The sequence below is a fragment of the Pararhodospirillum photometricum DSM 122 genome, assembly GCF_000284415.1.
Classification (GTDB): Bacteria; Pseudomonadota; Alphaproteobacteria; order Rhodospirillales; family Rhodospirillaceae; genus Pararhodospirillum; species Pararhodospirillum photometricum.
Window position 1 is genome coordinate 3,519,550 of record NC_017059.1, and the last position, 21,084, is coordinate 3,540,633.

General features: G+C 65.9%; 22 protein-coding genes. 12 read left to right on the forward strand and 10 right to left on the reverse strand.

Going from position 1 to position 21,084, the window contains the following annotated elements:
- Nucleotides 1-9: 9 nt before the first annotated feature.
- From ychF to RSPPHO_RS15665, 3 genes are all read right to left on the reverse strand, one after another.
- Nucleotides 10-1,113: a redox-regulated ATPase YchF gene (ychF, locus tag RSPPHO_RS15655; protein WP_014416182.1), complete on the reverse strand. Its 1,104-nt coding sequence runs from the start codon at nt 1,111-1,113 to the stop codon at nt 10-12.
- A 3-nt stretch (nt 1,114-1,116) separates the two neighbouring features.
- Complete coding sequence (gene pth, locus RSPPHO_RS15660; RefSeq protein WP_014416183.1) at nt 1,117-1,836, reverse strand: aminoacyl-tRNA hydrolase; 720 nt, start codon at nt 1,834-1,836, stop codon at nt 1,117-1,119.
- A 120-nt stretch (nt 1,837-1,956) separates the two neighbouring features.
- Nucleotides 1,957-2,559, reverse strand: a complete 603-nt coding sequence (locus RSPPHO_RS15665) for a 50S ribosomal protein L25/general stress protein Ctc (RefSeq protein WP_041795906.1) — start codon at nt 2,557-2,559, stop codon at nt 1,957-1,959.
- A 441-nt stretch (nt 2,560-3,000) separates the two neighbouring features.
- Between RSPPHO_RS15665 and RSPPHO_RS15670 the strand changes: the two genes are divergently transcribed.
- The 7 genes from RSPPHO_RS15670 (at nt 3,001) to RSPPHO_RS15700 (ending at nt 9,534) form a co-directional block, all read left to right on the forward strand.
- Complete coding sequence (locus tag RSPPHO_RS15670; protein ID WP_041795908.1) at nt 3,001-4,125, forward strand: porin; 1,125 nt, start codon at nt 3,001-3,003, stop codon at nt 4,123-4,125.
- Nucleotides 4,126-4,412: 287 nt separating this feature from the next.
- Nucleotides 4,413-5,459 carry a porin gene (locus tag RSPPHO_RS15675; RefSeq protein ID WP_014416186.1) on the forward strand — a complete coding sequence of 349 codons (1,047 nt, stop codon included), beginning with the start codon at nt 4,413-4,415 and terminating at the stop codon, nt 5,457-5,459.
- Nucleotides 5,460-5,613: 154 nt separating this feature from the next.
- Nucleotides 5,614-5,898: a DUF2312 domain-containing protein gene (locus RSPPHO_RS15680; RefSeq protein WP_041795910.1), complete on the forward strand. Its 285-nt coding sequence runs from the start codon at nt 5,614-5,616 to the stop codon at nt 5,896-5,898.
- Between the two features lie 125 nt (nt 5,899-6,023).
- The gene (locus RSPPHO_RS15685; protein WP_051013945.1) at nt 6,024-6,881 is read left to right on the forward strand and encodes a penicillin-insensitive murein endopeptidase; all 858 of its coding nucleotides are present in this window, start codon (nt 6,024-6,026) and stop codon (nt 6,879-6,881) included.
- Nucleotides 6,882-7,009: 128 nt separating this feature from the next.
- A complete protein-coding gene (mepK, locus tag RSPPHO_RS15690) occupies nt 7,010-7,564 on the forward strand; it encodes a peptidoglycan L,D-endopeptidase MepK (RefSeq protein WP_041795912.1) in 555 nt (184 codons plus the stop codon).
- Between the two features lie 127 nt (nt 7,565-7,691).
- On the forward strand, nt 7,692-9,011 hold the full coding sequence (locus RSPPHO_RS15695) for an acetyl-CoA hydrolase/transferase family protein (RefSeq protein ID WP_014416189.1): 1,320 nt from the start codon (nt 7,692-7,694) through the stop codon (nt 9,009-9,011).
- A 4-nt stretch (nt 9,012-9,015) separates the two neighbouring features.
- Nucleotides 9,016-9,534 carry a DUF1499 domain-containing protein gene (locus RSPPHO_RS15700; protein ID WP_041795916.1) on the forward strand — a complete coding sequence of 173 codons (519 nt, stop codon included), beginning with the start codon at nt 9,016-9,018 and terminating at the stop codon, nt 9,532-9,534.
- Nucleotides 9,535-9,577: 43 nt separating this feature from the next.
- Here RSPPHO_RS15700 and RSPPHO_RS15705 read toward each other — a convergent pair whose 3' ends face one another.
- The 3 genes from RSPPHO_RS15705 to RSPPHO_RS15715 are packed head-to-tail and all read right to left on the reverse strand — an operon-like array spanning nt 9,578 to nt 13,883.
- Complete coding sequence (locus RSPPHO_RS15705; protein WP_014416191.1) at nt 9,578-12,328, reverse strand: 2Fe-2S iron-sulfur cluster-binding protein; 2,751 nt, start codon at nt 12,326-12,328, stop codon at nt 9,578-9,580.
- A complete protein-coding gene (locus tag RSPPHO_RS15710; RefSeq protein ID WP_041795918.1) occupies nt 12,325-12,591 on the reverse strand; it encodes a sarcosine oxidase subunit delta in 267 nt (88 codons plus the stop codon). The genes RSPPHO_RS15705 and RSPPHO_RS15710 overlap by 4 nt, the downstream gene beginning before the upstream one ends.
- Nucleotides 12,592-12,626: 35 nt before the next feature.
- Nucleotides 12,627-13,883, reverse strand: coding sequence for a sarcosine oxidase subunit beta family protein (locus RSPPHO_RS15715; RefSeq protein ID WP_014416192.1), 1,257 nt, complete (start codon nt 13,881-13,883; stop codon nt 12,627-12,629).
- 213 nt (nt 13,884-14,096) lie between these two features.
- Between RSPPHO_RS15715 and RSPPHO_RS15720 the strand changes: the two genes are divergently transcribed.
- The 5 genes from RSPPHO_RS15720 (at nt 14,097) to RSPPHO_RS15735 (ending at nt 17,222) form a co-directional block, all read left to right on the forward strand.
- On the forward strand, nt 14,097-14,915 hold the full coding sequence (locus RSPPHO_RS15720; protein ID WP_041795920.1) for an ABC transporter substrate-binding protein: 819 nt from the start codon (nt 14,097-14,099) through the stop codon (nt 14,913-14,915).
- Between the two features lie 100 nt (nt 14,916-15,015).
- Nucleotides 15,016-15,780 carry an amino acid ABC transporter ATP-binding protein gene (locus RSPPHO_RS15725; RefSeq protein ID WP_041795923.1) on the forward strand — a complete coding sequence of 255 codons (765 nt, stop codon included), beginning with the start codon at nt 15,016-15,018 and terminating at the stop codon, nt 15,778-15,780.
- Nucleotides 15,777-16,097 carry a GltJ protein gene (locus RSPPHO_RS20275; RefSeq protein ID WP_014416195.1) on the forward strand — a complete coding sequence of 107 codons (321 nt, stop codon included), beginning with the start codon at nt 15,777-15,779 and terminating at the stop codon, nt 16,095-16,097. Before RSPPHO_RS15725 ends, RSPPHO_RS20275 begins: the two co-directional genes overlap by 4 nt.
- Nucleotides 16,073-16,528: an ABC transporter permease subunit gene (locus RSPPHO_RS20280; protein ID WP_157879276.1), complete on the forward strand. Its 456-nt coding sequence runs from the start codon at nt 16,073-16,075 to the stop codon at nt 16,526-16,528. Before RSPPHO_RS20275 ends, RSPPHO_RS20280 begins: the two co-directional genes overlap by 25 nt.
- The gene (locus tag RSPPHO_RS15735; protein WP_051013946.1) at nt 16,518-17,222 is read left to right on the forward strand and encodes an amino acid ABC transporter permease; all 705 of its coding nucleotides are present in this window, start codon (nt 16,518-16,520) and stop codon (nt 17,220-17,222) included. Before RSPPHO_RS20280 ends, RSPPHO_RS15735 begins: the two co-directional genes overlap by 11 nt.
- A gap of 6 nt (nt 17,223-17,228) precedes the next feature.
- Here RSPPHO_RS15735 and RSPPHO_RS15740 read toward each other — a convergent pair whose 3' ends face one another.
- The 4 genes from RSPPHO_RS15740 to yajC form a co-directional block, all read right to left on the reverse strand.
- Complete coding sequence (locus RSPPHO_RS15740; RefSeq protein WP_014416198.1) at nt 17,229-17,603, reverse strand: Mth938-like domain-containing protein; 375 nt, start codon at nt 17,601-17,603, stop codon at nt 17,229-17,231.
- Nucleotides 17,604-17,687: 84 nt separating this feature from the next.
- Nucleotides 17,688-18,743, reverse strand: a complete 1,056-nt coding sequence (secF, locus tag RSPPHO_RS15745) for a protein translocase subunit SecF (RefSeq protein WP_014416199.1) — start codon at nt 18,741-18,743, stop codon at nt 17,688-17,690.
- A gap of 10 nt (nt 18,744-18,753) precedes the next feature.
- Nucleotides 18,754-20,319 carry a protein translocase subunit SecD gene (gene secD / locus RSPPHO_RS15750; RefSeq protein ID WP_041795925.1) on the reverse strand — a complete coding sequence of 522 codons (1,566 nt, stop codon included), beginning with the start codon at nt 20,317-20,319 and terminating at the stop codon, nt 18,754-18,756.
- Between the two features lie 241 nt (nt 20,320-20,560).
- The gene (yajC, locus tag RSPPHO_RS15755) at nt 20,561-20,968 is read right to left on the reverse strand and encodes a preprotein translocase subunit YajC (RefSeq protein ID WP_081581816.1); all 408 of its coding nucleotides are present in this window, start codon (nt 20,966-20,968) and stop codon (nt 20,561-20,563) included.
- Nucleotides 20,969-21,084 lie beyond the last annotated feature (116 nt).

The window sequence follows — 21,084 nt, forward strand, 5'->3', positions numbered from 1 at the left end:
CTTTCTCACTCAAACATTGAAGCGAAACAGCAGCACATCGCCGTCCCGCACCACATATTCCTTGCCTTCCGAGCGCAGACGGCCGGCCTCGCGGGCCCCCGCCTCGCCGCCGAAGGCGATGTAATCCTCATAGGCAATGGTCTCGGCACGGATGAAGCCGCGCTCGAAGTCGGAGTGGATCACCCCGGCCGCCTGCGGGGCGCGCGAGCCCTTCATCACCGTCCAGGCCCGGGCCTCCTTGGGGCCGCAGGTAAAGAAGGTGAGGAGGTTGAGCAACTCGTAGCCGGCGCGAATCACCCGGGACAGCCCAGTTTCCTCCAGCCCTAGGCTGGTCAGAAACTCGGCCTTGTCCGCCGGGTCGTCAAGCTGGGCCACCTCGGACTCGATGGCGGCACTGATCACCACAGAGACGGCGCCCTCGGCCTGCGCCTTTTCGGCCACCTTCTGCGACAACGCGTTGCCTGTGGCCGCTGCGCTTTCCTCGACGTTGCAAACATACAACACCGGCTTGGAGGTCAAAAGCTGCAACTGGCGGAACAAGCGCAGCGCCTCGGGCTCGGTCGGCGTGGCGACCCGGGCCGGCTGGCCGGCGCGCAGGGCCTCCAGGGCCGGCTCCATCACCGCCAGGAAGGCCTTGGAGTCGGCGTCGCCGCCCTTGGCCTTTTTGGCGGTGGCGACCACGCGCTTTTCCAGGCTGTCGAGGTCGGCCAGCATCAGCTCGGTCTCGACCGTCTCGGCATCGCGCAAGGGGTCAACGGCGCCATCGACGTGGGTGATGTCGTCGTCTTCAAAACAGCGCAGCACGTGGACGATGGCATCGACCTCGCGGATGTTGGCCAAAAACTGGTTACCCAGTCCTTCGCCCTTGCTGGCGCCCCGGACCAAGCCGGCGATGTCCACGAACTCCAACTGGGTCGGCACCATGCTGGCGCTTTTGCCCACCTGGACCAAGCGCTCCAGCCGGGGATCCGGCACCGCCACCCGGCCCACGTTGGGCTCGATGGTGCAAAACGGAAAGTTAGCGGCCTGGGCGGCAGCCGTTGAGGTCAGGGCGTTGAACAAAGTGGACTTGCCCACGTTGGGCAGTCCCACGATACCGCATTGGAAACCCATGGGTCAGCCGGTCCCTTTCTGGTTCTTGGAGTCGAGGGCCCGGGCCAGGGCGGCCGCCAGACCCGTGTCGGGAGGAGAAGAGGCCCCAGGGGCCAGCGGGGCAGCGCGGCGCGGGGCCTGGGCAGGCTCGGCCGGCTTGGGGGGATGGGGACGGGGCGGTGTCAAGGTCGCAGCGATCTTGCTCATAGCGTCCGACGCCCGGCCTTGTAGGACCAGCGCCAAGGTATCGGCCACCGCATCAAGCAAGGGATCCAGCCAGACCTGCTCGGCTTTGGCAAAGTCCGAGAGAACGTAGTCGCTCACCTTGTCCTTATGGCCAGGGTGGCCAACGCCCAGGCGGATGCGCCAGTACTCGGGACCCAGGTGGGCGTCGATATTGCGCAAGCCATTATGGCCGCCGTGCCCCCCGCCTTGCTTGATCTTGACTTTTCCGGGCGCCAGATCGAGATCATCGTGCAGCACCACCACGTCGGCCAGCGCGATCTTGTGAAAGCGCACGGCCTCGGCGACCGATTGGCCCGAGAGGTTCATGTAGGTCTCGGGCAACAGCAGCAAGGCGCGCTGACCTTCCAGGCTGCCCTCGGCGATCCGGCCTTGAAACTTGCTGCGAAACGGCCCCAGGCCCAGGCGGCGGGCCACGCGGTCCACAGCCATCGCCCCGATGTTGTGGCGGTTTGCGCTGTAGCGCGGGCCGGGATTGCCAAGACCCACAACCAGTTTCATGTCTTTGGCTCTGTTTGCGAGGGAAAACGCAAGGCCGGGGAGGCGAGGCCTCCCCGGACCCCTCGGTTCCTCAGGGACCCAAGACGCGGACGCTTTAGGAGCCCCCGCGTCGTCGAGGGGTTAGGCCTCGGTCGTCTCGCTGTCGGCCTTGAGGACCGACGGCGCGGCGATGGTGCACAGGGTGAAGTCGCGCTCGGTGATGGTCGGGCGCACGCCGGCCGGAATGGCGACGGCGCTGATGTGCACCGAGTCGCTGATCTCCAGGCCGGTCAGGTCCACCTCAAGGGCGGCGGGCAGCAGGTCGGGCTTGCCCACCACTTCCACCTCGTGGCGCACGATATTCAAAACGCCGCCGCGCTTGAGGCCGGGCGAACGGGTTTCATTGATGAAGTGGACGGGCACCTCGACGGTGACCTCGGTTTCGGCATCCACGCGCAGGAAGTCGGCGTGGATGGGCATGTCGGTCACCGGGTGCATCTGCACGTCGTGGATCATCACGCGGCCCGCGCTCTCGCCATCCACGAGGATGTCGAACAGGCGGGTGGAAAAGCCGGCGCGCTTCATTTCGCCAAGAACAACGCGCGGGTCGATCGCGACCAGCGCAGGCGCCTGCCGGCCACCATAGATCACGCCCGGGATCAGGCCTTCTCTACGCGTGGCGCGGGCTGCCCCCTTACCGGCCCGGTCGCGACCCTTGACGGCAAGGGTTCCGATATCGGTCATTATCTTACTCTCCAACGGAGCTAAAAAGGATTCGGCCCGGCCTCCAGGGGTGCCAGCACCGACCGCGCCGCCGGATGTCCGGCGGCGGGAGAGCGGGTGTACACCCGGATGTCCTGCTTGGCAAGGCCCGGGGAACGGGGCCTTGCGGGGGCGGCGAAGGCAGAAGGACAGGCAGGCGCCCATCCCCTTGCGAAGGACACAAAGGCCAAGGCGTGTCTGACCGAGGGGAAATGGATGCGACTCCGAGGGGCGCCGGGCGGAAAAAGCCGAGCCGCACCAGGGCTGTGGTTCTTGTGCAACAGTGTTTGCCGAATGACACGCCCAGGCTCAGGGCTCGATTGACCGGGGAGGGGGATTGGTGGCTAACTCGCCGTGGGCCTTGAGATGGGCGTTGGCGATAAAAAAGCGCCAAGCTCCGGAACTGGTGAAGAGGACACGGTTATGAAAAAGATTTTGGCTGGGACGACGGCTCTGGTTGCCCTGACCCTGGTGGGGGGCAACGCTTTCGCCGCTGACAAGATCGCTTTGTCGTTGGGCGGCAAGCAGGAAGTCTACTTCGGCGGCATCGGCTCCTTCGATGACGGCAACGTGAAGGACGGCGACGGTCTCGGCATGGACACCGACACCGAGGTGTACGTGACCGGCAGCACCAAGCTCGACAACGGCATCGCCATCAAGGCGATGATCCAGATGGAAGCCGAAGCCAACCGCAACGGCGCCCGCAATGTGGACGAGCAGTGGATTGAGGCCTCCGGTGCCTTCGGTGCCCTTCGACTGGGTGAGAAGGAAGGCGTGATGGACCGCTTCGCGGTGCGCGCCCCCCTGGCCGACGACTACCTCGGCTACTTCTCGATGGTGAATGCGGCCGATTGGCTGAAGACCCCGCTGACCTCCACCGGTGGTTCCACCGCCAACTACTTCGCGGCCCTGGACACCCGTCCGGCTGACGACACCCTGCGCGTGACCTACGTCACCCCGGCGTTCTGGGGCGTTCAGGCCGGCGTGTCCTACGCTCCGAACCGCGACATCACCCGTTCCAACCTGTCCACCCCGGGCTCGGCCTCGGGTGCCACGGGCGTTCCCACCGGCGAGACGGGTCGCGACGAAGTCCAGGTCGGTCTGGCTCTGAACAAGGAATTCTCCGGCGTGAAGGTGTTCGCCGACGGGTCGTTCTCGACCCTGGTGGACGATGGCGACGAGTGGCTGTACCGCGGTGGCCTGGGCGTGAACTACGCTGGCTTCACCCTGAGCGGCAGCTACATGGGGCGCTCGGGCGAGGACGTTCCCAACGGTTCCGCGACCAACCCGGGTGAATACTCCATTTGGGAAGCGGGTCTGCACTACGCCACCGGTCCTTACGGCGTGGGCTTCTCCTATGCCCAGAACGACGCCGAGTCCGGCGCCTCGCGCACCGTCTACAATCTGGGCGGCACCTACACCATGGGCCCGGGCATCAACGTGATCGGCCATGTGTTCTACGCCGACAACACGGTTGAGCGTAGCGGCGCCAAAGATTGGAGCCGCGACGGTATCGGCGCCGTGACCGGTCTGGTTCTGGCGTTCTAAAAGTCTGGAAGAGGCCGGGGGTCAGCGCCTCACTCGTTCCCCCGGTTTCTTCTTCCAGGGCCGCTTCGGCGGCTCTGGTCCTTCCTGCGGAGCCGGGGGTTGACCTCGGGTCCGAACCGTCGCGGGACAACGCGCCGGGTGCTGGTCCGTTCACGCTTCCTGTCTCTCTGCCCGGGGGAGGGGAATCGGGGACGGGGTAGCTCCCCCTGGCTCTCTTTGAACCGGCGCTGAACGACGGAAATTTCTAGTTTCGTACCTTTAGCAAGTCTGATCAAGAGGATAGGCAGATGAAGAAGATTCTTTTCGGGACGACGACCCTGGTGGCCGTTGGTCTCCTTGCTGGCGGCGCTTCCGCTGCCGACAAGATTAAGCTGTCCCTGGGCGGCAAGCAGGAAGTCTACTTCGGTGGCTTCGGCACCTTCGAAGACGGCGGCGTCAAGAACAGCGACGGCTTCGGCATGGACACCGACACGGAAGTGTACGTGAAGGGCTCCACCAAGCTGGACAACGGCCTGACCGTTTCCGCCCTGATCCAGTTTGAGTCCGAGGCCAACGAAAACGGTGGCCGCAACGTTGACGAGCAGCACATCGACGTGTCCGGCGCCTTCGGCAAGCTGGTCCTCGGTGAGCGCTACGGCGTGTTCGCCGATGGCCTCCGCGCTCCGAACGTTGGTGAAGTCTCCCCCGACGACACCATTTCGATCTGGCTGCTGAACAACGGCAACTCCGGGGCTCACTACGGCCTCGACACCACCTTGGATGACGACTCGCTGCGCGTCTCCTACTACACCCCGGCCTTCTACGGCTTTAGCGCCGGCATGTCCTACGCGCCGAAGCCCAACCAGCCGGGCATTGGTAGCCGTAGCGGCGCCAGCGTTCCGACCGGCGAATACTTCCGCGACGAAGTCCAGGCCGCCGTGTCCTACGACAACACCTTCGGTGGCGTTGGCCTCAAGGCCGATGGCTCGTTCATCACCGACCTGGCCAAGGACGAGTCCTGGGCCTACCGTGGCGGCTTGGCCGTGTCCTACGCCGGCTTCGAGGTTGGCGGTAGCTACATGGGCCTGACCAGCGACAACACCAAGAACGCCGAGCGTTCGGTGTGGGAAGCCGGCGCCTCCTACGCCACTGGCCCCTACGCTGTCAGCTTCACCTACGCTCAGTCTGACGCCAACATCTCCGCCACCTCCTACATCCTGGGCGGCGCTTACGAGATGGGCCCGGGCGTGAAGGTGGTCGGCAACGTGTTCTACGGCAACGTGGACGACGACACCGCCGCCAACACCTACCGTTCTGGCGCTGGCGCCGTCACCGGCATGGTTCTGTCGTTCTAATCCAACGACAGTCTCCGGTTTTCCGGCAAGAGGGGGTGGCCTGCGGGCCATCCCCTTTTTGTTGGCGCGAGCCCGGGCTTGCGGTGCGGCGTGGGGAGGGGTAGTGTCCGGCGCTTCAAACGATCCGGGAACGGCATCGCAAGGGAGACCGGGCATGGATGTGCTAGAAGGTGAGGCCCCGACCAGCGGGCAGGGGCCCGTGGATATCGATGGCGTCGCTGTCGATCAGTTGCGGGCCTTCGTGGCGCGTATCGAGCGGCTGGAAGAAGAGAAGGCGAATATCGCCAACGACATCAAAGAAGTGTACGCCGAGGCCAAGTCGTCCGGCTTCGATGTCAAGATTTTGCGCAAGCTGATTTCCATGCGCAAGCGCAGCAAGCATGATTTGGCGGAAGAAGAGGAACTGCTGGCCATTTATCGGGCGGCGGTGGGGCTCTAGTGAGCCAGTTTTTACGAAGTCTGAACCACGGCGCTCGGGTAAAAAAGAAAGGCCGGGGAGGCGCAGCCTCCCCAGACCCCTCGATTCCCCGGGGAAAACGCGTCGGGCGGGCGGTCTGGGGCGCGGTGGTTTTGGGAGCGGTGTTGGCGGTCAGTGGTCCCGGGTGGGGCGCTGATCCGTTGGCGTGGTCCAAGGTAACGCAGCCCACGGCGGGGCCGGCTCGGGTCATTGGCGGCGCGGCCCAGGGCTGCGTCCAAGGGGCGGTGACGGTCGCGGTGCCGGGGCGCGATGATCTGGTGGTCTTGCGGCCGCAGCGCAATCGGATCTGGGGTCATCCGGCCCTCGCGGCCTTTCTGGCTGATCTCACCGCGTGGCGGCGGGCTACAGGAGACGGGCCGGTGTTGCTGGGGGATGCCGGGCAGCCCCGGGGTGGACCCATGCCCGGGGGGCACCAGAGCCACATGAACGGCCTGGACGCCGATCTATGGTTCGCCGGCGATCGCGGGCCGCCGTGGTCGGCGGCGTGGCGGCAGGCACCCAAGGCGCGTTCCGCTCTGACTCCCGATGGTCAGCGGGTGGATCACCGGGTTTTCACGCCTGCTGTCGAGCGGTTGATTATGCACATGGCCGCTGATCCCCGGGTCGAGCGCCTGTTTGTTCACCCTCGGCTCAAGGAAGCTTTGTGCCGCTCCCAGGCCTCTCGCCCCGGCATGACCGCCGTTTTGGGGCGGGTGCGGCCGTGGTGGGGGCATGACAGCCATGTCCATGTCCGCCTGACCTGTCCGGCCGACTCTCCTGACTGTCGCCCGGGAAAGCCGGTGCCGCAGGGGGATGGCTGTGACGCCGAGACCTTGGCGCCATGGCTGGGTCGGGCCAAGACCGAGGCCGAGTTGGTTGCGTCCTCCAAGCCTTCCTCCAGGACCTTGCCAGAGGCCTGTTTTCGGGTGCTCGGAGGCGAAACCAATACCCTTTTGGCTGAATGATCCCCACCCTAATGCCCGGGACGGGCGTTTTTCCGGGTTGCCTCAAGGGGCACCCCCTGTGTACAAAAACAGCAAAACCGATACTCCGACGACGCTCTTGGATTGGAAAGGAGGCACGGGACGTGTCAATGAAGCGATCCGCGCATTCCACCGTCACCCGCCGCGGCTTTGTGGGCCTTTTAGGCGGCGCCGCCGCGGCGCTCTACTCCCCCAGCGCTTTTGCCAGCAAAACAGGGTCCTTCGAAAGGACCCTTTCTCTTGAGAACATTCACACCGGGGAGCGCATCCGCCGGGTCTACTGGGCTAACGGTYACTACGATTTCCAGACACTGCGGGAATTTGATCACGTGTTGCGCGACCATCGCTCCGGCGAAGTGCATCGCATTGATCGCTCCTTGCTTGACCTGCTCTACGCTTTGCAGCGCCGCCTGGAGACCGGGCGGCCCTTCCAGATCATTTGCGGCTATCGCTCTCCCGAGACCAACGCCTCGTTGCGGCGGCGCAGCGCCGGGGTCGCCCGCAACAGTTTGCACATGGAGGGCATGGCCGTGGATGTCGCGGTGGAAGACCGCCCCTTGCGTGACCTGCGCGGCGCGGCCTTGTCGCTGAAAGGCGGTGGGGTGGGGTATTACCCCAAAAGCGGTTTTGTTCACGTTGATGTGGGGGATATTCGCTCCTGGTGACGCAGCGGGGAGGCGGGAGGTTTGGTGCGGTGCAAAGGGCGGTTCACAGCGGCCCGGGATCTCGCTACCGTGAGAGAGCCGACCCCGCCTTCCAGCCAGCCCGCCTTCCAGCCAGGAGGACGCCCCCGTGACCCAATACGACGACGAGTATCAGCGCAAGCTGGTGAGGCCCTCGGACGCCGTGGCGCCGATTCGCAGTGGGACCAATGTGATCTTGTCCATGGGGGTGTCGCAACCCCCGGCGCTGATGGGGGCCTTGGCCGACCGGGCCCGCTCCGGCTCCCTGACCGATATCAGGGTCTACTACATGCACGCCAGCGAGGCGGCCGTGCGGACCTTGTTGGTGCCGGATCTCATGGACGTGGTGCAGCCCTGCCCGCTGTTCATGAGCGCCCACGACCGGTCGCTGGCCAAGAAGGGCTATGAGGCTGGCAAGCGGTGGGTTCACTATGTGCCCTGTACCTTCCACCACGCGCCTCGCTTGTTGACTGAACACATTTCTCCCGATGTTTTCTTGCTCACGGTTTCTCCCATGGACCGGGCGGGTTTTTTTAGTCTGGGCACCAACTCGGACTACGGCGCCACGGTCGTTCGTCGGGCGCGACGGGTGATTGTCGAGGTGAACCCTCACATGCCCCGGGTGTTCGGCGAGAACCTGCTGCACGTTGCCGATGTGGATGCCATCGTCGAACACGAAGCCCCCCTGATGGAAGTGATGCAGAAGGAGGGCACCGACGAAGACGTGGTGATCGGTCGCATGATCGCCGATCAGATCCCCGATGGCGCCACCTTGCAGATGGGCATTGGCGGGGTTCCCAACGCCGTCATGAACTTTCTGGCCAACCACAACGACATGGGCTTGCACTCCGAGCTGTTTAGCCCGCCCATGGTGGAGCTGATTCGCAAGGGCGTGCTCAATGGCCGGCGCAAGAACGTCATGCCCTATAAGCACGTCTTCACCTTGGCCCTTGGGGACAAGGCGATGTACGAGTTCATGAACGATAACCCCAGCATCGTGGGCTATCCGGTCATGTGGGTGAACAACCCCTCGGTCATCCGCAAGAACGACACCATGATTAGTGTCAATTCGGCGATCGAGATCGACCTCACCGGTCAGATCAACAGCGAGAGCTTGGGCGGCGTCGAATTCTCCGGCCCCGGCGGCCAGCTTGATTTCATTCGCGGTGCCTATGCCAGCAAGGGTGGCAAATCCTTCATCGCCTTGCATTCAACCGCCAAGGACGGCACCTTGTCGCGCATTGTCTGTGACCTGTCCGGGCCGGTCACTGATCCGCGCATGGAGAGTCACTACGTGGTGACGGAATATGGGTGTGTGTGCCTCAAGGGGCTGACCGTGAGCGAACGGGCCCGGGCCTTGATCGGCTTGGCTCATCCCAAGTTCCGCGATGCGCTCAAGGATGAGGCCCGGGCGACTGGCTTGCTTTGAGGCGATGATGAACCGGATTCTTCCCCTGCTGGTCAGTGTGGCGGTGCTGGCGCTGGCGGCGTTTGGCTGGGCGGCGTGGAGTGGCCAGCCCTTGCCCACAGCGGCGCTCTATCCCGATCCCCCGCCGCTCGTTCTGGCGCCCGGTGTGCCGCCCGATCGCGGCGACGGACCCGCCGCCCTGGCCTGTCCGCCCGGCCTGTGTGCCGGCGTCACGGTGGACGTGGAAAGCCCGGTCCTGCCCGTCGCCCCCGACGCCCTCTTCGCCACGGTGCGCGCCCTCGTGGTGGCCCAGCCGCTGGTTCGGGTCGTCGCCGAGGATGCCGCGGCTGGCCGTCTGGACGTGGTGCAGCGCACCCCCATCCTGGGCTTTCCCGAGAGTGTTGCGCTGCGGGTTGTTGCCGTTGGCGAGGGGGCGTCGAGCGTGATCCTCCTCAGCCGCTCACGGCCGGGAGCTTGGGATCTGGGGGATAACGCGGCCCGCGTGCGAACCTGGATCGCCGCCCTAGAGCGGGCCAGCCGCTAACAGATCGGATGTGGGGAGGTCCCCCCTCCCCACGTCTGGCGCCTCAGAAGCCGGGGGCCGGAACCACTGTGACGTCAATGTCTTCTCGCGTTCCCCGTACCCTGGAGACGGCACGCAGGCGCTCCCCGCTGCCGGGGCGGACAAAGCCCAGTCCCCAGCCGCCCTGGGCTGACGTCACCTCGCCCGAGGTCGCCAGGGCGTCTTCCCCGTCGCGGCCTAACAAAGCCCCGGCCGGCACCCGCCGCGCCGCCTGAACCGCGCGCAGATGAACCAAGCGCGGCCGGTTGGGATCGGTCAGGGCCGGCAGGGACAAGGCGCGGGTCCCCAGCCCTTCGCGGTTCGCAACCCACGGGCCGCTTAGGCCCAGGTCGGCGGGAATACGCCGGCCGGACAGTTCGGCGGCTCCCGGCACGCCCGCCGTCACCCGCAGGACCTCCAGTCCCAACGGTCCTAGGAGGGGGGCTTGGCCTCCCTGGCCGGCGTGCTCGCGTGCCCGTGCCACCGATCTGGGCGGGCCTTCGATCAACACGCGGGGCAAGGCGCCCAACCGGCCCCCCCACAGACGGAGCGGCCCGTCGCCCAGGTCGGTGTCCACCACCCGCCCCGGCTCCAGGCTGGGCAGCAGAAGAGCGGCGCGCGGCCCGATCACCCCCACCACCGACAGTGCCTCCGTCTCCTGGATCTCGACCCGTAGCCCCGGCGACAGCACGTGATGGATAAAGCTCAGGTGGCGCCGAACGGAGCGCCCCATCCCGGCCGGTGTCACCACCGCGATCCGGTCCTCGGCCAAGGCCCCGACCTGCACGGGCGCCACGAGATGCCCATCCTCACGCAGCAGCAGAGCCCAGCGCCAGCAGCCCGGCGCCAGATCGTCCAAGACCGTGACGCTGGCCCGGCGCAACAAGGCCCGGGCATCGGGACCGGTGAGGAGCAGGCGGCCCCGGTCGCTCTCATCGACCACGACCAGATCGTGTCGGGCCGTGCCAGCCAGGCGGAAGGCCTCGGCCTCGGGTTCGTCGGGCGGGGGCAGCGGGGGGAGGACATGGCCCGCCGCCCAGGTATCGACCCGTACCGGCACGACAGGGAAGCGCCCCCGGCTCAGGCCCACCGCGCCGATGTCGCGGCCATCCAGCGCCGCCACCACCGCCGCCCCCAGGACTGCGCTGGTGCGGCCCTGGTCGGTGCCCATCCCCAGGCCGGTGAACCGCTTGGCGTGCTCAATCGAGGCCAGACCCGCCCGGCAGGCGACGCGCAGATCATGCACCGTGACGTCGCCTTGCAGATCGACAAACGTGCGGCCTTCGGCGGTCGTCGGGGTCGGGCCGGGTAGTTCACCCCAGAACACCGCCCGGTCGGTGTCTTCTTCCGGGTCTTCGCTCTGGGGTGGAACGGCTGTCACCCCGGGCGGTGTCCCGGCACGGGTCCCGCTGGCCAGGGTTGCGGCCAGTCCCCCGGCGCCGGCGGCGGCTCCAACCAAAACCACCGTCTCGTCCTCGGTCGTCGTGGCGGTGGCTCGGAAGGCGCCGAGGCTTGGGTCCCATCCCCGGCCACCGGGCCAGAGCCCCAGTCCCGGCGACCAGCCCCCCGACACCGCGAGCACATCGCACGGCAGATCCTGGACCGGCCCGGTTCCCATCACCGGTCCCACCCGGGCACCGCGCACCGGGGCGGTTCCCCACGAGAGCCGCGCCCCCAAGGTCGAGCGTACCGTATGGCCGCTCAACACCCGCAAACCGGCCGCCTGGGCCCGGTGTGCCGCGGGTCCGGGATCGGGCCGCGGGTCCACGATAGCTTCGATCGTTGTGCCGACGGCGGCCAAGCGGGCGGCCAGGGCATAGCCGGCCCCGGTGACTGTCTGGATCACCGCCCGCTTCCCCGGCGCCACGCCGAAGCGCCCGGCCAAGGTGGCGGCGGCCGACGCCAGCATGACCCCCGGCCGGTCATTGCCGGCGAACAGCAAGGGGCGTTCCAGCGCCCCCGTGGCCAGGATGACCCGGGCGGCCTCAACCGACCATAAACAGGTTCCGCCGCCCTCGCCGGACTGGGCGATCAGGGCCAACCCGTCGTCGTACAGCCCGAAGACCGGGGCTCGGGTCAGGATCGTGGTTCCCGGACGCGCCGCCAGGGTGGCTTGGGCGGTCGCCACCCAGTCGGCGGCGCGGCGGCCCTCGATGACCGCCGTTCCCGCCAGCAGGCTGCCCCCCAGGGTGAAATCCTGTTCAGCCACCAAAACCCGCGCCCCCGAGGCCGAGGCGGCCAGGGCAGCGGCCAGTCCAGCCGGACCGGCCCCGACCACCAGCACATCGACCGTCAGCGAGCGGGCCACGGCCGCGCTGTGGGGGCTGGTGTCGGGAACGCGACCCTGACCGGCCAAGGCCCGAAACAGCGGCCGGGCCCACCGCCACACCCGGGGGAAGCCGAAAAGCGTGTGGTAATAGAAGCCCGCCGGCAGCCAGGGGGCGGCCAGATCCAGCACCGCCAGCGGATCCCAGTCCCGGCGCCCTTGGGACCAAGCAGCCAAGCCGGGCCGTAAGGGAACCATCGCGGCTGGAGTATTGATGATCCGCCCGCCGCCTTCATCCACCGTCAGCAGCGCCGAGGGATCCTCGATCCCGGCGCCAAACAGGCCTCGGGGCCGGTGGCGGCGCACCGAGCGTCCCATGACACGGATTCCGTTGGCGTACAACGCAGAGGCTAGGCTGTCCCCCTCCACTCCCACCAGAGGGCGGCCGTCGAAGGAAAAGGGAATCGGTCGGGCGGGATCAATCCCAGCCCCGGCAGAACGTCCGGTCATGGCGTGTCTCCTGCCGCAAGAACATCAACCACCCGGCCGTCTTGCGGATCGCGGGTGACATGCAGCCACAAGCCGCACCCATCGCCATGCCACCACCACTCCTGTTGCAGTTCGGGGGAGGCGTCGCGCAGGTAGACCAGAGCCGCCCAAGCGTCGGGGGGGAGGGGTGGATCGGCGTCGGGCCATGCCCGGGGTTGGGTGCCACCGAAATCGAACTCCCGCAGCGGACGACGGCCGCACCGGGGGCAGGTCAGGGTTCGCATGCTGTTTTTCCCTTTTCACGCGGTTGGCTGTCGCGCTATTGCAGCCACGGCCGGGGGCCGGCCCCGCCCTCGTCCAGAAGGGCGCCCCGTTCGAAGCGCTCCAGGGCGAACGGCGCGATCAAGGGGGGGGCGGTTCCCGTCGCCAGCAAGGTCGCGAACAGCTGGCCCGAGGCGGGCGTGGCTTTGAAGCCGCCGTAGTTCCATCCGGCATTGATATAGAGGCCGGGCACCGGGGTGGGGCCGATCAGGGGGGAACCGTCCATGGTCATGTCAACCACCCCGGCCCACGAGCGCATGATCCGCAGCCCCCGGAAGCGGGGGAACAACGCGCCTAGGCCAGCGGCGACCTCCGCCAGACGCTCGGGCGGCCCGGCTTGCTGCCAGCCCGGCGCCGCATCCAAAGAGCCGCCGGCCACCAGTTCGCCTTTTTCGGTCTGGCTCACATAGACGTGGGCGGCATTGGAGATGACGACAGGCGACAAAACCGGCTTGACCGGTTCGGTGACGAAGGCTTGCAGGACGTGGCACGCCAAGGGGAGGCGGATCCCCTCCCGCGCCAGAAGCGTCCCCGTCTGGCCGGTGGTACACAGGCCGACCACCGGAGCGCGAATGACCCCACGCGGGGTTTCCACCCCCTCCACTTGGCCTCCCGCGCCGCGCACGAAGCCAGTGACGGGACAGTGCTCGATCACATCAACCCCGAGGCGACTGGCGGCGCGGGCATAGCCCCACACCACGGCGTCGTGGCGGGCGGTCCCGGCGCGGCGCTGCATCAAGCCGCCCCGCACCGGCAAAAGCGCCCCGGGTACGGGGTCGAGGGCCGGGGCCAGACGGCGCAAGGCGGCCGGGTCCAGCCATTCGGCGTCCACGCCTTCGGCCAGCATGCGGTTGCCGCGAGCGATCAAGGCGTCTTCGTCGGCCCGGTCGTGGGCCAGGAACACCACGCCCCGGGGGCTGAACATGACGTTGAAGTCCAGGGTCTGGCTCAGGGTTTCCCACAATTTTAGGCTGTATTCGTAAAAGCGGATGGTCTCGGGCAGCCAATAGTTGGAGCGCACAATCGTGGTGTTGCGCCCGGCGTTGCCGCCGCCAATGAGGCCCCGCTCCAGGACCGCCACGCGCGAGATCTTGTGGGTGTGGGCCAAGGAAAAGGCGGTAGCCAGACCGTGAGCACCGCCGCCGACCACGATCACGTCGTAGGCCGGCGCCGGATCGGCCTTGCGCCAGAACAGGGCGGTGGGGGCGTCTGGGCCTCGCCTTGATCCCACCGTTCTCGGAACCCCCTTGATCATGTCGGCTTACCCCATTTTACCTATAAATTCGATAGACATTATCCCTGGGGGGGGAAGAGGGTCGATTCAGTTTTTCTAAATACTATTTGTCGATAAATTTTGTATACAGATCATTGCCGACCCCGGCCCAACGCTGTCATCATCGGGGCCGTGCCCGGGAGCCCCCGTTCCTCTCATCCTCGGCAACCTTTTGTAAAAACGGAGTATTCCCCCATGAAAGTGACTCTTCGGCGTCTTGCGCTGGTTGCCCTGGTCGGGGTTTCGGCCCTGAGTGGCGTGGCCCATGCCGACCAGCTTGAGGACATCCGCAAGGCGGGCGTCCTGCGAACCGCCGTGTTCGACGCCAACCCGCCGTTCGGTGCCATCGACGAAAAAACCCGGGAGTTGGTGGGCTACGACATCGATTTCGCCAAGGCTTTCGCTGACAAGCTGGGCGTCAAGTTGGAACTGGTGCCGACCAATCCGGCCAACCGCATTCCGCTGCTGCAATCAGGGAAGGTGGATCTGATCGTAGCCGACATCACCATTACCCCCGAACGGGCGCAGGTGATCGATTTCAGCACACCGTATTTTGTGTCGGGCCAACAGGTTGTGGTGCCGGTCGAGGGGGCCGCCTCGGTGGACGCCCTAGCCAGCGCCCGCATTGGCGCGGTCAAGGGCACGACGGGCGAGCAGCAGATTAAGGTCCGCCTGCCCCAGGCCAAGCCCGTGTCCTACGACGACCTGCCGTTGGCCTTTGCCGCCCTGCGCGCTGGCAGTGTTGATGCCATCACCCAGGACAACACGATTCTGGTCGGGCTCCTGGCCGGGGCACCGGACAAGGACAAGTACAAGATCCTGCCCGAGCTGTTGAGCCGCGAGGAGATCGGGATCGGCGTGCGCAAGGGCGAGCCGGCCTTGCTGGCTTTCGTCAACGCGACCCTCGTCGAGGTGGAGGCCAATGGCCGGGCTGCGGCGATTTTTGATCAGTGGTTCGGGTCCAAGACGTCGGTGCCCCGGGCGCGCGACTTTACGATCGTTGCCCCGAAATAAAAGCAGGCTGAGGGGGCGGAACCTTCCCAGGACCCGAGGGGTCTGGGGAGGCCCTGCCTCCCCAGCCTTTCTTCATTGCTTTCCCCCCCCCGAGGATTCCATGCCCGCCCCCCTGATTGAATTTCGCGACGTCCACAAGACATTCGGCGCCGCCCCGGTTCTAAATGGCATCTCCCTCGTCGTTCCCGAAGGTCAGACCGTCGTGGTGTGCGGCCCCTCGGGCTCGGGCAAGTCAACCCTGATCCGGCTCATCAACCGTTTGGAAACCCTGAGTGCCGGGGAAATCCTGGTCGGGGGACAACCCACCAGCCGCCTTTCGGGCGAGGCGTTGCGGGTCCTGCGCCAGGAAATTGGTTTCGTCTTCCAGCACTTCAATCTGTACGGCCATCTGACCGCCGAGGAAAACATCACCCTCGCCTTGCGCAAGGTGCTGCGCTGGCGTGACGCCGACGCTCGCGAGCGGGCCCGGGCCTTGTTGCGTCGGGTCGGGCTGGAGGACAAGGCCGACGCCTATCCCGAGGCCCTGTCGGGCGGACAGAAACAGCGTGTCGCCATCGCTCGGGCCTTGTCCATGCGTCCGCGTTTATTGCTGTTCGACGAACCAACCTCGGCTTTGGACCCGGAGATGGTCGGCGAGGTGCTGGCGGTCATGCGCGAACTGGCCGCCGAGGGCATCACCATGATGGTGGTGACCCACGAAATGGGCTTCGCGCGCGAAGTTGCCGACCGGATCTTGTTTCTCGACCAAGGCGAGATCCTGGAAGATGCCTCGCCGCGTGATTTTTTCCACGCCACCCGCCATCCGCGCGCGCGCCGCTTTCTCAGCCAATTGCTGTCCCCCCTGCATACGGCGGAGCCCGCATGAGCCTTTCCCTGGACTGGGCGGGGGTCCTGCAAGGGCCGCCCGCCAACTGGTTGGTGTCCGGTTTCGTAATGACCCTGGCGGTTAGCCTGATCGCCAGCCTGCTGGCCAGCGTTCTGGCGGTGCCTTTGCTGGCGTTGCGGCTGTCGCCGGTCGGGCCGGTGCGCGGCCTGGGGCGGGCGTTGATTTCCGCCGTGCGCGATAGCCCGCTGCTCGTGCAGATGTTTTTTGGTATTTCGCCCTCTATCCCCTGGTGCCCCGCCCCTTGCGCCGATGGCTTCAAGACAAGGCCGATGTGGTTGCGTTGCCGGGCGACGTGATCTTGCTCAGTCCCGAGGCCCTGACCGCCGTTTGGGCCCTGGCCGTGTTCACGGCGGTCTATCTGGCCGAGGAAATCCGCGCCGGTTTGGGCGCGGTGCCGGCGGGACAACGCGAGGCGGCTCAGAGTCAGGGACTCGGCTCTTGGCAGGCTCTTTGCCTCGTCTTGCTGCCCCAAGCCCTGGCCAACGCCCGCCAGCCGGTGATCGGGCAGTACCTGAACTTGATGAAACTCTCGTCCTTCGCCTCGGCCATTGGGCTGGCTGAGATCACCTACCAAGTCCGCCAGATCGAAAGTTTCAACGCCCACGCCTTGGAAGCCTTCGCCGTCGGCACCGCTCTTTACCTGGGGCTGGGTCTCATCCTGGCCCGGGTTCTGGACCACGGGCGCCCGCGCTGGCAAGGAGCGGAGGCTCGCCGCCATGGCCTTTGATTTCACCGTCGTTTGGAACAATCTAGACTATCTGCTGTGGGGAAGAACCCCGCAAGGCGAGATCGGCGGCCTGCTCCTCAGCGTGTTGATCGCCCTGGGAGCCGGCTCTTTGGCCCTGGTCCTGGGGGTGGGGCTGGCGTTGCTGGCGTGGTTTAAACCCGGCCCGGTCCGGCGCCTATTGTTTGCAGGCGCTGACCTGATTCGCGGCATTCCTTTGATCTTCGTGATCTTCTGGATTTATTTCCTGCTGCCCGCCTTGTTCAACCGGCCGGTGCCCAACGTGCTCTCGGTGATCCTCGCCCTGGCCGCCTTTACCGGGGCGGCGGTCATGCATACCACCCTGGCCGGTCTTCAGGCCTTGCCCCGGGGCCTGCGGGAAGCGGGGCTGGCTAGCGGCCTGTCCGAGATCCAGGTCGTGCGCCTGATCTTGCTCCCCCCGGCCTTGCGTAACTTGGTCCCGTCCTACGTCGGCTTGTTCGTGTCGCTGATCAAGGACACGTCGCTGGCGTTCATCGTTAACGTGCCCGATCTCACGACAGTTGCAACCCAGGTCAATAGCCGGACCTTGGTGTACGCCGCCGAGATTTTCCTGGCCACCGGGGTTCTGTACTATGTCTTGTGCGCCGGCTTGGCCGGGATCGTGCGCCTTTTGGGCGGCGACGGCGCCCGCCCTCGCGAGAGGGGGCGGGCCTAGCCTTTTCTATACCGCGATCAACGCCGCCGCGACCCGGCGATCCTCCTGGATCAACACATTATAGGTCCGGCAGGCGGCGCCGGTGTCCATGGTCTCGACCCCGAGACCGGCGGCTCGCAGGCTCTGGCGCAGCATCGGCGCCAGGCCTTCCATCCGGGGACCGCAGCCGATGAGCAGCAAATCAAGGTCCGCCGCCCGGGCTAGAATCGGCGCTAGGGCATCCGGGTCCACGGCGCTCAAGGTCGCGGGCGCCCAGGCCAGCACCTCGGTGGGAAACACCAGAACCGACCCGCTGACCGCCTCGCCACTGATGCGAAAGCCGCCCTCGCCATACGCCTCGACCACGCGCCGACCGCGCGGCACCTGAAAATTAAGATCCACCCGCGTCCTCCTTGTCCCGCCACCCCTTCGATGAGGGGTCGTGGGGRAGGCCCGCCTCCCCAGCCTTCTTTCTCTTATACCGGCTCACCGCCGGGGCTTAACCTTGCCCGTCACACGACGCGACGGCATGGCCCGGCGCGCCTCGGCCTCGGCCTGCGCCGCCCGCGCTGCCAGATCCGCCCCGGAGGCCTCCTTCCCCAAGCCCTCCTTCTCCTCGACCGGGACCGGTGCGTCCCCCTCGCCACTGCGCTCGAACCGGAAATAGATGAGAGCCGGGACCGCCACATAGATGGAGGAGTAGGTACCGACCACGATGCCCCAAATAATGGCGATGCTAAACCCGCGCAACACCTCGCCGCCAAACAAGAAGAGGCAGAGGAGAGCCAGCAAGGTGGTGCCGCCGGTCAGAATGGTGCGCGACAAGGTCCGGTTGATCGCCAGATTCAAGACCTCGCCCATGCCCATCTTTTTGTGGCGGCGGAGTTCCTCGCGCACGCGGTCGAAAATCACCACCGTGTCGTTGATCGAGTAGCCGGCCACGGTCATCACCGCCGCGACGCTGGTCAGGTCGAACTGCACCTGAAACAGGGAAAACAAACCAATGGTGGCGATGACATCGTGCAGCAGGGCGATGACGCCGCCGATGGCGTACTGCCACTCGAAGCGAAACCAGATGTAACCGGCGATGGAGAGGATAGCGAGACCCATGGCCAGAGCGCCCGCCGTGACCAACTCGTCGCCGACCTTGGGCCCGACGACTTCGGTGCGTCGGTACTCGACCCCGTCCCCCAGGGCGCCCTTCAAGCGGGTGAGAGCGGCGTTGTTGGCCGCTTCGCCCCCGGGCTGCTCGGGAACGCGGATCATGAGATCCCGTCCCTCGCTGCCGTAAGTCGTCAAGGCAATGTCGCCGGCGACCTGGGTATTCAGGGTCTCGCGGACCTGGGCCAGATCCACCGAGGCCGGGGTCCGGGCCTCCACCAGGATGCCCCCGGTAAAGTCGATGCCGAAGTTGAGGCCTTGCACGGCCACCGACAGCAAGCAGCCTAGCAAGAACACCCCCGAGGCACTGATGAACCACACCCGCTTGCTGATGAAGTCGAAGGCGGTGTTGTCGGGGAGAAAACGAACGGGACGCAGCATGGCCGTGACCTCACAGCGGAAGGGTCTTGGGCCGCGCCAGCCGCAGCCACACGAAGATGATGAAGCGGGTCACCGTGATGGCGGTGAACATCGAGGTCAGGATGCCCAAAGTGAGGGTCACGGCAAAACCGCGGACTGGTCCAGACCCAAAGTAGTAGAGCAGACCCGCCGCAAAGATGGTGGTGATATTAGAATCCAAAATTGCCGAGAGGGCATTTCTGAAGCCGGTTTCCAGCGCGTTGAGGAGCGTGCGACCTGCTTGGGATTCTTCACGAATTCTTTCAAAAATCAGCACATTGGCGTCAACAGCCATGCCAATGGTCAAGGCAATGCCGGCAATACCGGGCAAGGTCAAGGTTGCCCCCAGCACCGAGAGCGCCGCCAGAAGCAAGATCACGTTCACCGCCAGAGCGATGTTGGCGAAAATCCCAAACAAGCCATAGGCCACCACCATGAAGATCACCACGGCGAAAGCGCCGATCACGCTGGCCACCGCGCCGGCCTCGATGCTGTCAGCCCCCAGGCCGGGGCCAATGGTTCGCTCTTCTAGCATGGTGAGCGGAGCCGGCAGCGCACCCGCGCGCAGCAACAAGGCGAGATCCTGGGCGCCCTGGGTGGAGAAGCTGCCGGAGATGATCCCCGATCCGCCCAAAATGGGCTCGCGGATCCGCGGCGCGCTGATCACCTGATTGTCCAGGACAATGGCCAGGAAGCGGCCCTCGTTTTCCGACGTGATCTGGCCAAACTTGCGCCCGCCCACGGTATCAAAACGAAATGACACCACGGGCTCACCGTTTTGGAAGGTGGCCTGGGCGCCCACCAAGCGGTCACCGCTGACCTCGACCCGCTTACGGACCACCAACTGGGCGGGTTGGCCCGGCCGGCCGGCCTCGGCATTGGGCAGCAGGCGCGCTCCGGGGGGGATCCGTCCTTGGGCCACATCTTCGGGAGAAACCGCGTCGTCGAGGAGGTGAAAGGTCAGCTTGGCCGTGCGCCCGATGAGGGATTTCATGTGCTCGGGATTACTCACCCCGGGCAGCTCAACGATGATCCGGTCCTGGCCCTGGCGTTGAATGGTCGGCTCGCGGGTGCCGGTTTCGTCCACCCGCCGGCGGACGATCTCGATCGACTGGTCCACCGCCTGAGTGCGTTTGTCGGCCAGGGTCTTGTCGGTGAATACCAAACGCAGGACCCCGGCGTCATCCATGGTCACGGTAGTGCCGTTCTCCACCTGCCGGGCGACGCGCACTGCCGTGGGGCGATCCTCGGGGGTCTCCATGGTCACAACAACGCTCTGCCCGTCGCGGCGCAGGTCGCGGTAGCGGACCTTTTCTTCGCGCAGGCCGGCGCGCATGGCCTCAACCAAGCCGTCGAGCTGTTCTGTAATCAGAGAATCAACGTCAACCTGCAAGAGAAGGTAGGAGCCTCCTTGAAGGTCAAGCCCCAAGGTGATGGGTTGCCACCACGAGGGCAAGCGATCCGCCTGCTCGCGCAGGGCATTGGGGAGAGTAAACAAGATCCCTGCCAGGGTGACCACGATCACCAGCCAGGTTTTAAAAGGGCCGAAAGAGTGCATTGACGCAAACCTCTCGTCACGATCATCCATCACGATGGAACAGGATAACGCATGGCGTGATGACTGGGGATGGCCAGCACGCCGGGGCTCTTTTTTTCAATAAAAAGGCCGGGGTGGACCGGGGATTGCTCCCCTTTCCCCCCCCGGCCGGTCATGGCGTAGGCGTATTCGGTTCTGGTGACGATGCGTTTTGGGCGGCTGCCACGCGGGTATTTGTGTGGGGCTGGCCGTTGTCGTTGCGTTACTTTTTGGTCAGCAGCGACTTCAGGCGGCTGGCGCCGTTGTCCGAGCCATCGCCGCCGCCATTTTCGTTGCTCACTTGGCCCGGGGCGGGCTCGGTGCGCGACAGAACGTTGGCAACCATGTCGCGCATGACGCGCACGCGGACGTTTTCAGTGATCTCAACGCTCAATTCCTGCTCGTTGACCACCTTGGACACGGTGCCGATCAGGCCGCCCGTGGTCACGATCTTGTCGCCGCGGCGGATGGAGGCCAGCATCGCCTTGTGCTGCTTCATGCGACGCTGCTGCGGACGGATCAGCAGAAAGTAGAAGATCACGAAGATCAGGATCAGCGGCAAAAAGGATTGCAGGCTGCCCATCATATTCATGGCGTCGGGGGTCTGGGCAAACGCCGGGGAAATGAACATCGGGTCCTCGTGTGGTGCGCGTGCGACGATGGAGGGGAGCGCGCGCCGCCCTCCCGCCTGGAAGCCGGGACTATACCCAGCCCGGCCGGGCTTGCAAACACCCAAGGCCGCGCGCT

Coding starts and splice junctions, on each gene's coding strand:
- ychF (WP_014416182.1), bottom strand. CDS start 1,113: ATGGGTTTCCAATGCGGTATCGTGGGACTGCCCAACGTGGGCAAGTCC.
- pth (WP_014416183.1), bottom strand. CDS start 1,836: ATGAAACTGGTTGTGGGTCTTGGCAATCCCGGCCCGCGCTACAGCGCA.
- RSPPHO_RS15665 (WP_041795906.1), bottom strand. CDS start 2,559: ATGACCGATATCGGAACCCTTGCCGTCAAGGGTCGCGACCGGGCCGGT.
- RSPPHO_RS15670 (WP_041795908.1), top strand. CDS start 3,001: ATGAAAAAGATTTTGGCTGGGACGACGGCTCTGGTTGCCCTGACCCTG.
- RSPPHO_RS15675 (WP_014416186.1), top strand. CDS start 4,413: ATGAAGAAGATTCTTTTCGGGACGACGACCCTGGTGGCCGTTGGTCTC.
- RSPPHO_RS15680 (WP_041795910.1), top strand. CDS start 5,614: ATGGATGTGCTAGAAGGTGAGGCCCCGACCAGCGGGCAGGGGCCCGTG.
- RSPPHO_RS15700 (WP_041795916.1), top strand. CDS start 9,016: ATGATGAACCGGATTCTTCCCCTGCTGGTCAGTGTGGCGGTGCTGGCG.
- RSPPHO_RS15705 (WP_014416191.1), bottom strand. CDS start 12,328: ATGACCGGACGTTCTGCCGGGGCTGGGATTGATCCCGCCCGACCGATT.
- RSPPHO_RS15710 (WP_041795918.1), bottom strand. CDS start 12,591: ATGCGAACCCTGACCTGCCCCCGGTGCGGCCGTCGTCCGCTGCGGGAG.
- RSPPHO_RS15715 (WP_014416192.1), bottom strand. CDS start 13,883: ATGATCAAGGGGGTTCCGAGAACGGTGGGATCAAGGCGAGGCCCAGAC.
- RSPPHO_RS15720 (WP_041795920.1), top strand. CDS start 14,097: ATGAAAGTGACTCTTCGGCGTCTTGCGCTGGTTGCCCTGGTCGGGGTT.
- RSPPHO_RS15725 (WP_041795923.1), top strand. CDS start 15,016: ATGCCCGCCCCCCTGATTGAATTTCGCGACGTCCACAAGACATTCGGC.
- RSPPHO_RS20275 (WP_014416195.1), top strand. CDS start 15,777: ATGAGCCTTTCCCTGGACTGGGCGGGGGTCCTGCAAGGGCCGCCCGCC.
- RSPPHO_RS15735 (WP_051013946.1), top strand. CDS start 16,518: ATGGCCTTTGATTTCACCGTCGTTTGGAACAATCTAGACTATCTGCTG.
- secF (WP_014416199.1), bottom strand. CDS start 18,743: ATGCTGCGTCCCGTTCGTTTTCTCCCCGACAACACCGCCTTCGACTTC.
- secD (WP_041795925.1), bottom strand. CDS start 20,319: ATGCACTCTTTCGGCCCTTTTAAAACCTGGCTGGTGATCGTGGTCACC.
- yajC (WP_081581816.1), bottom strand. CDS start 20,968: ATGTTCATTTCCCCGGCGTTTGCCCAGACCCCCGACGCCATGAATATG.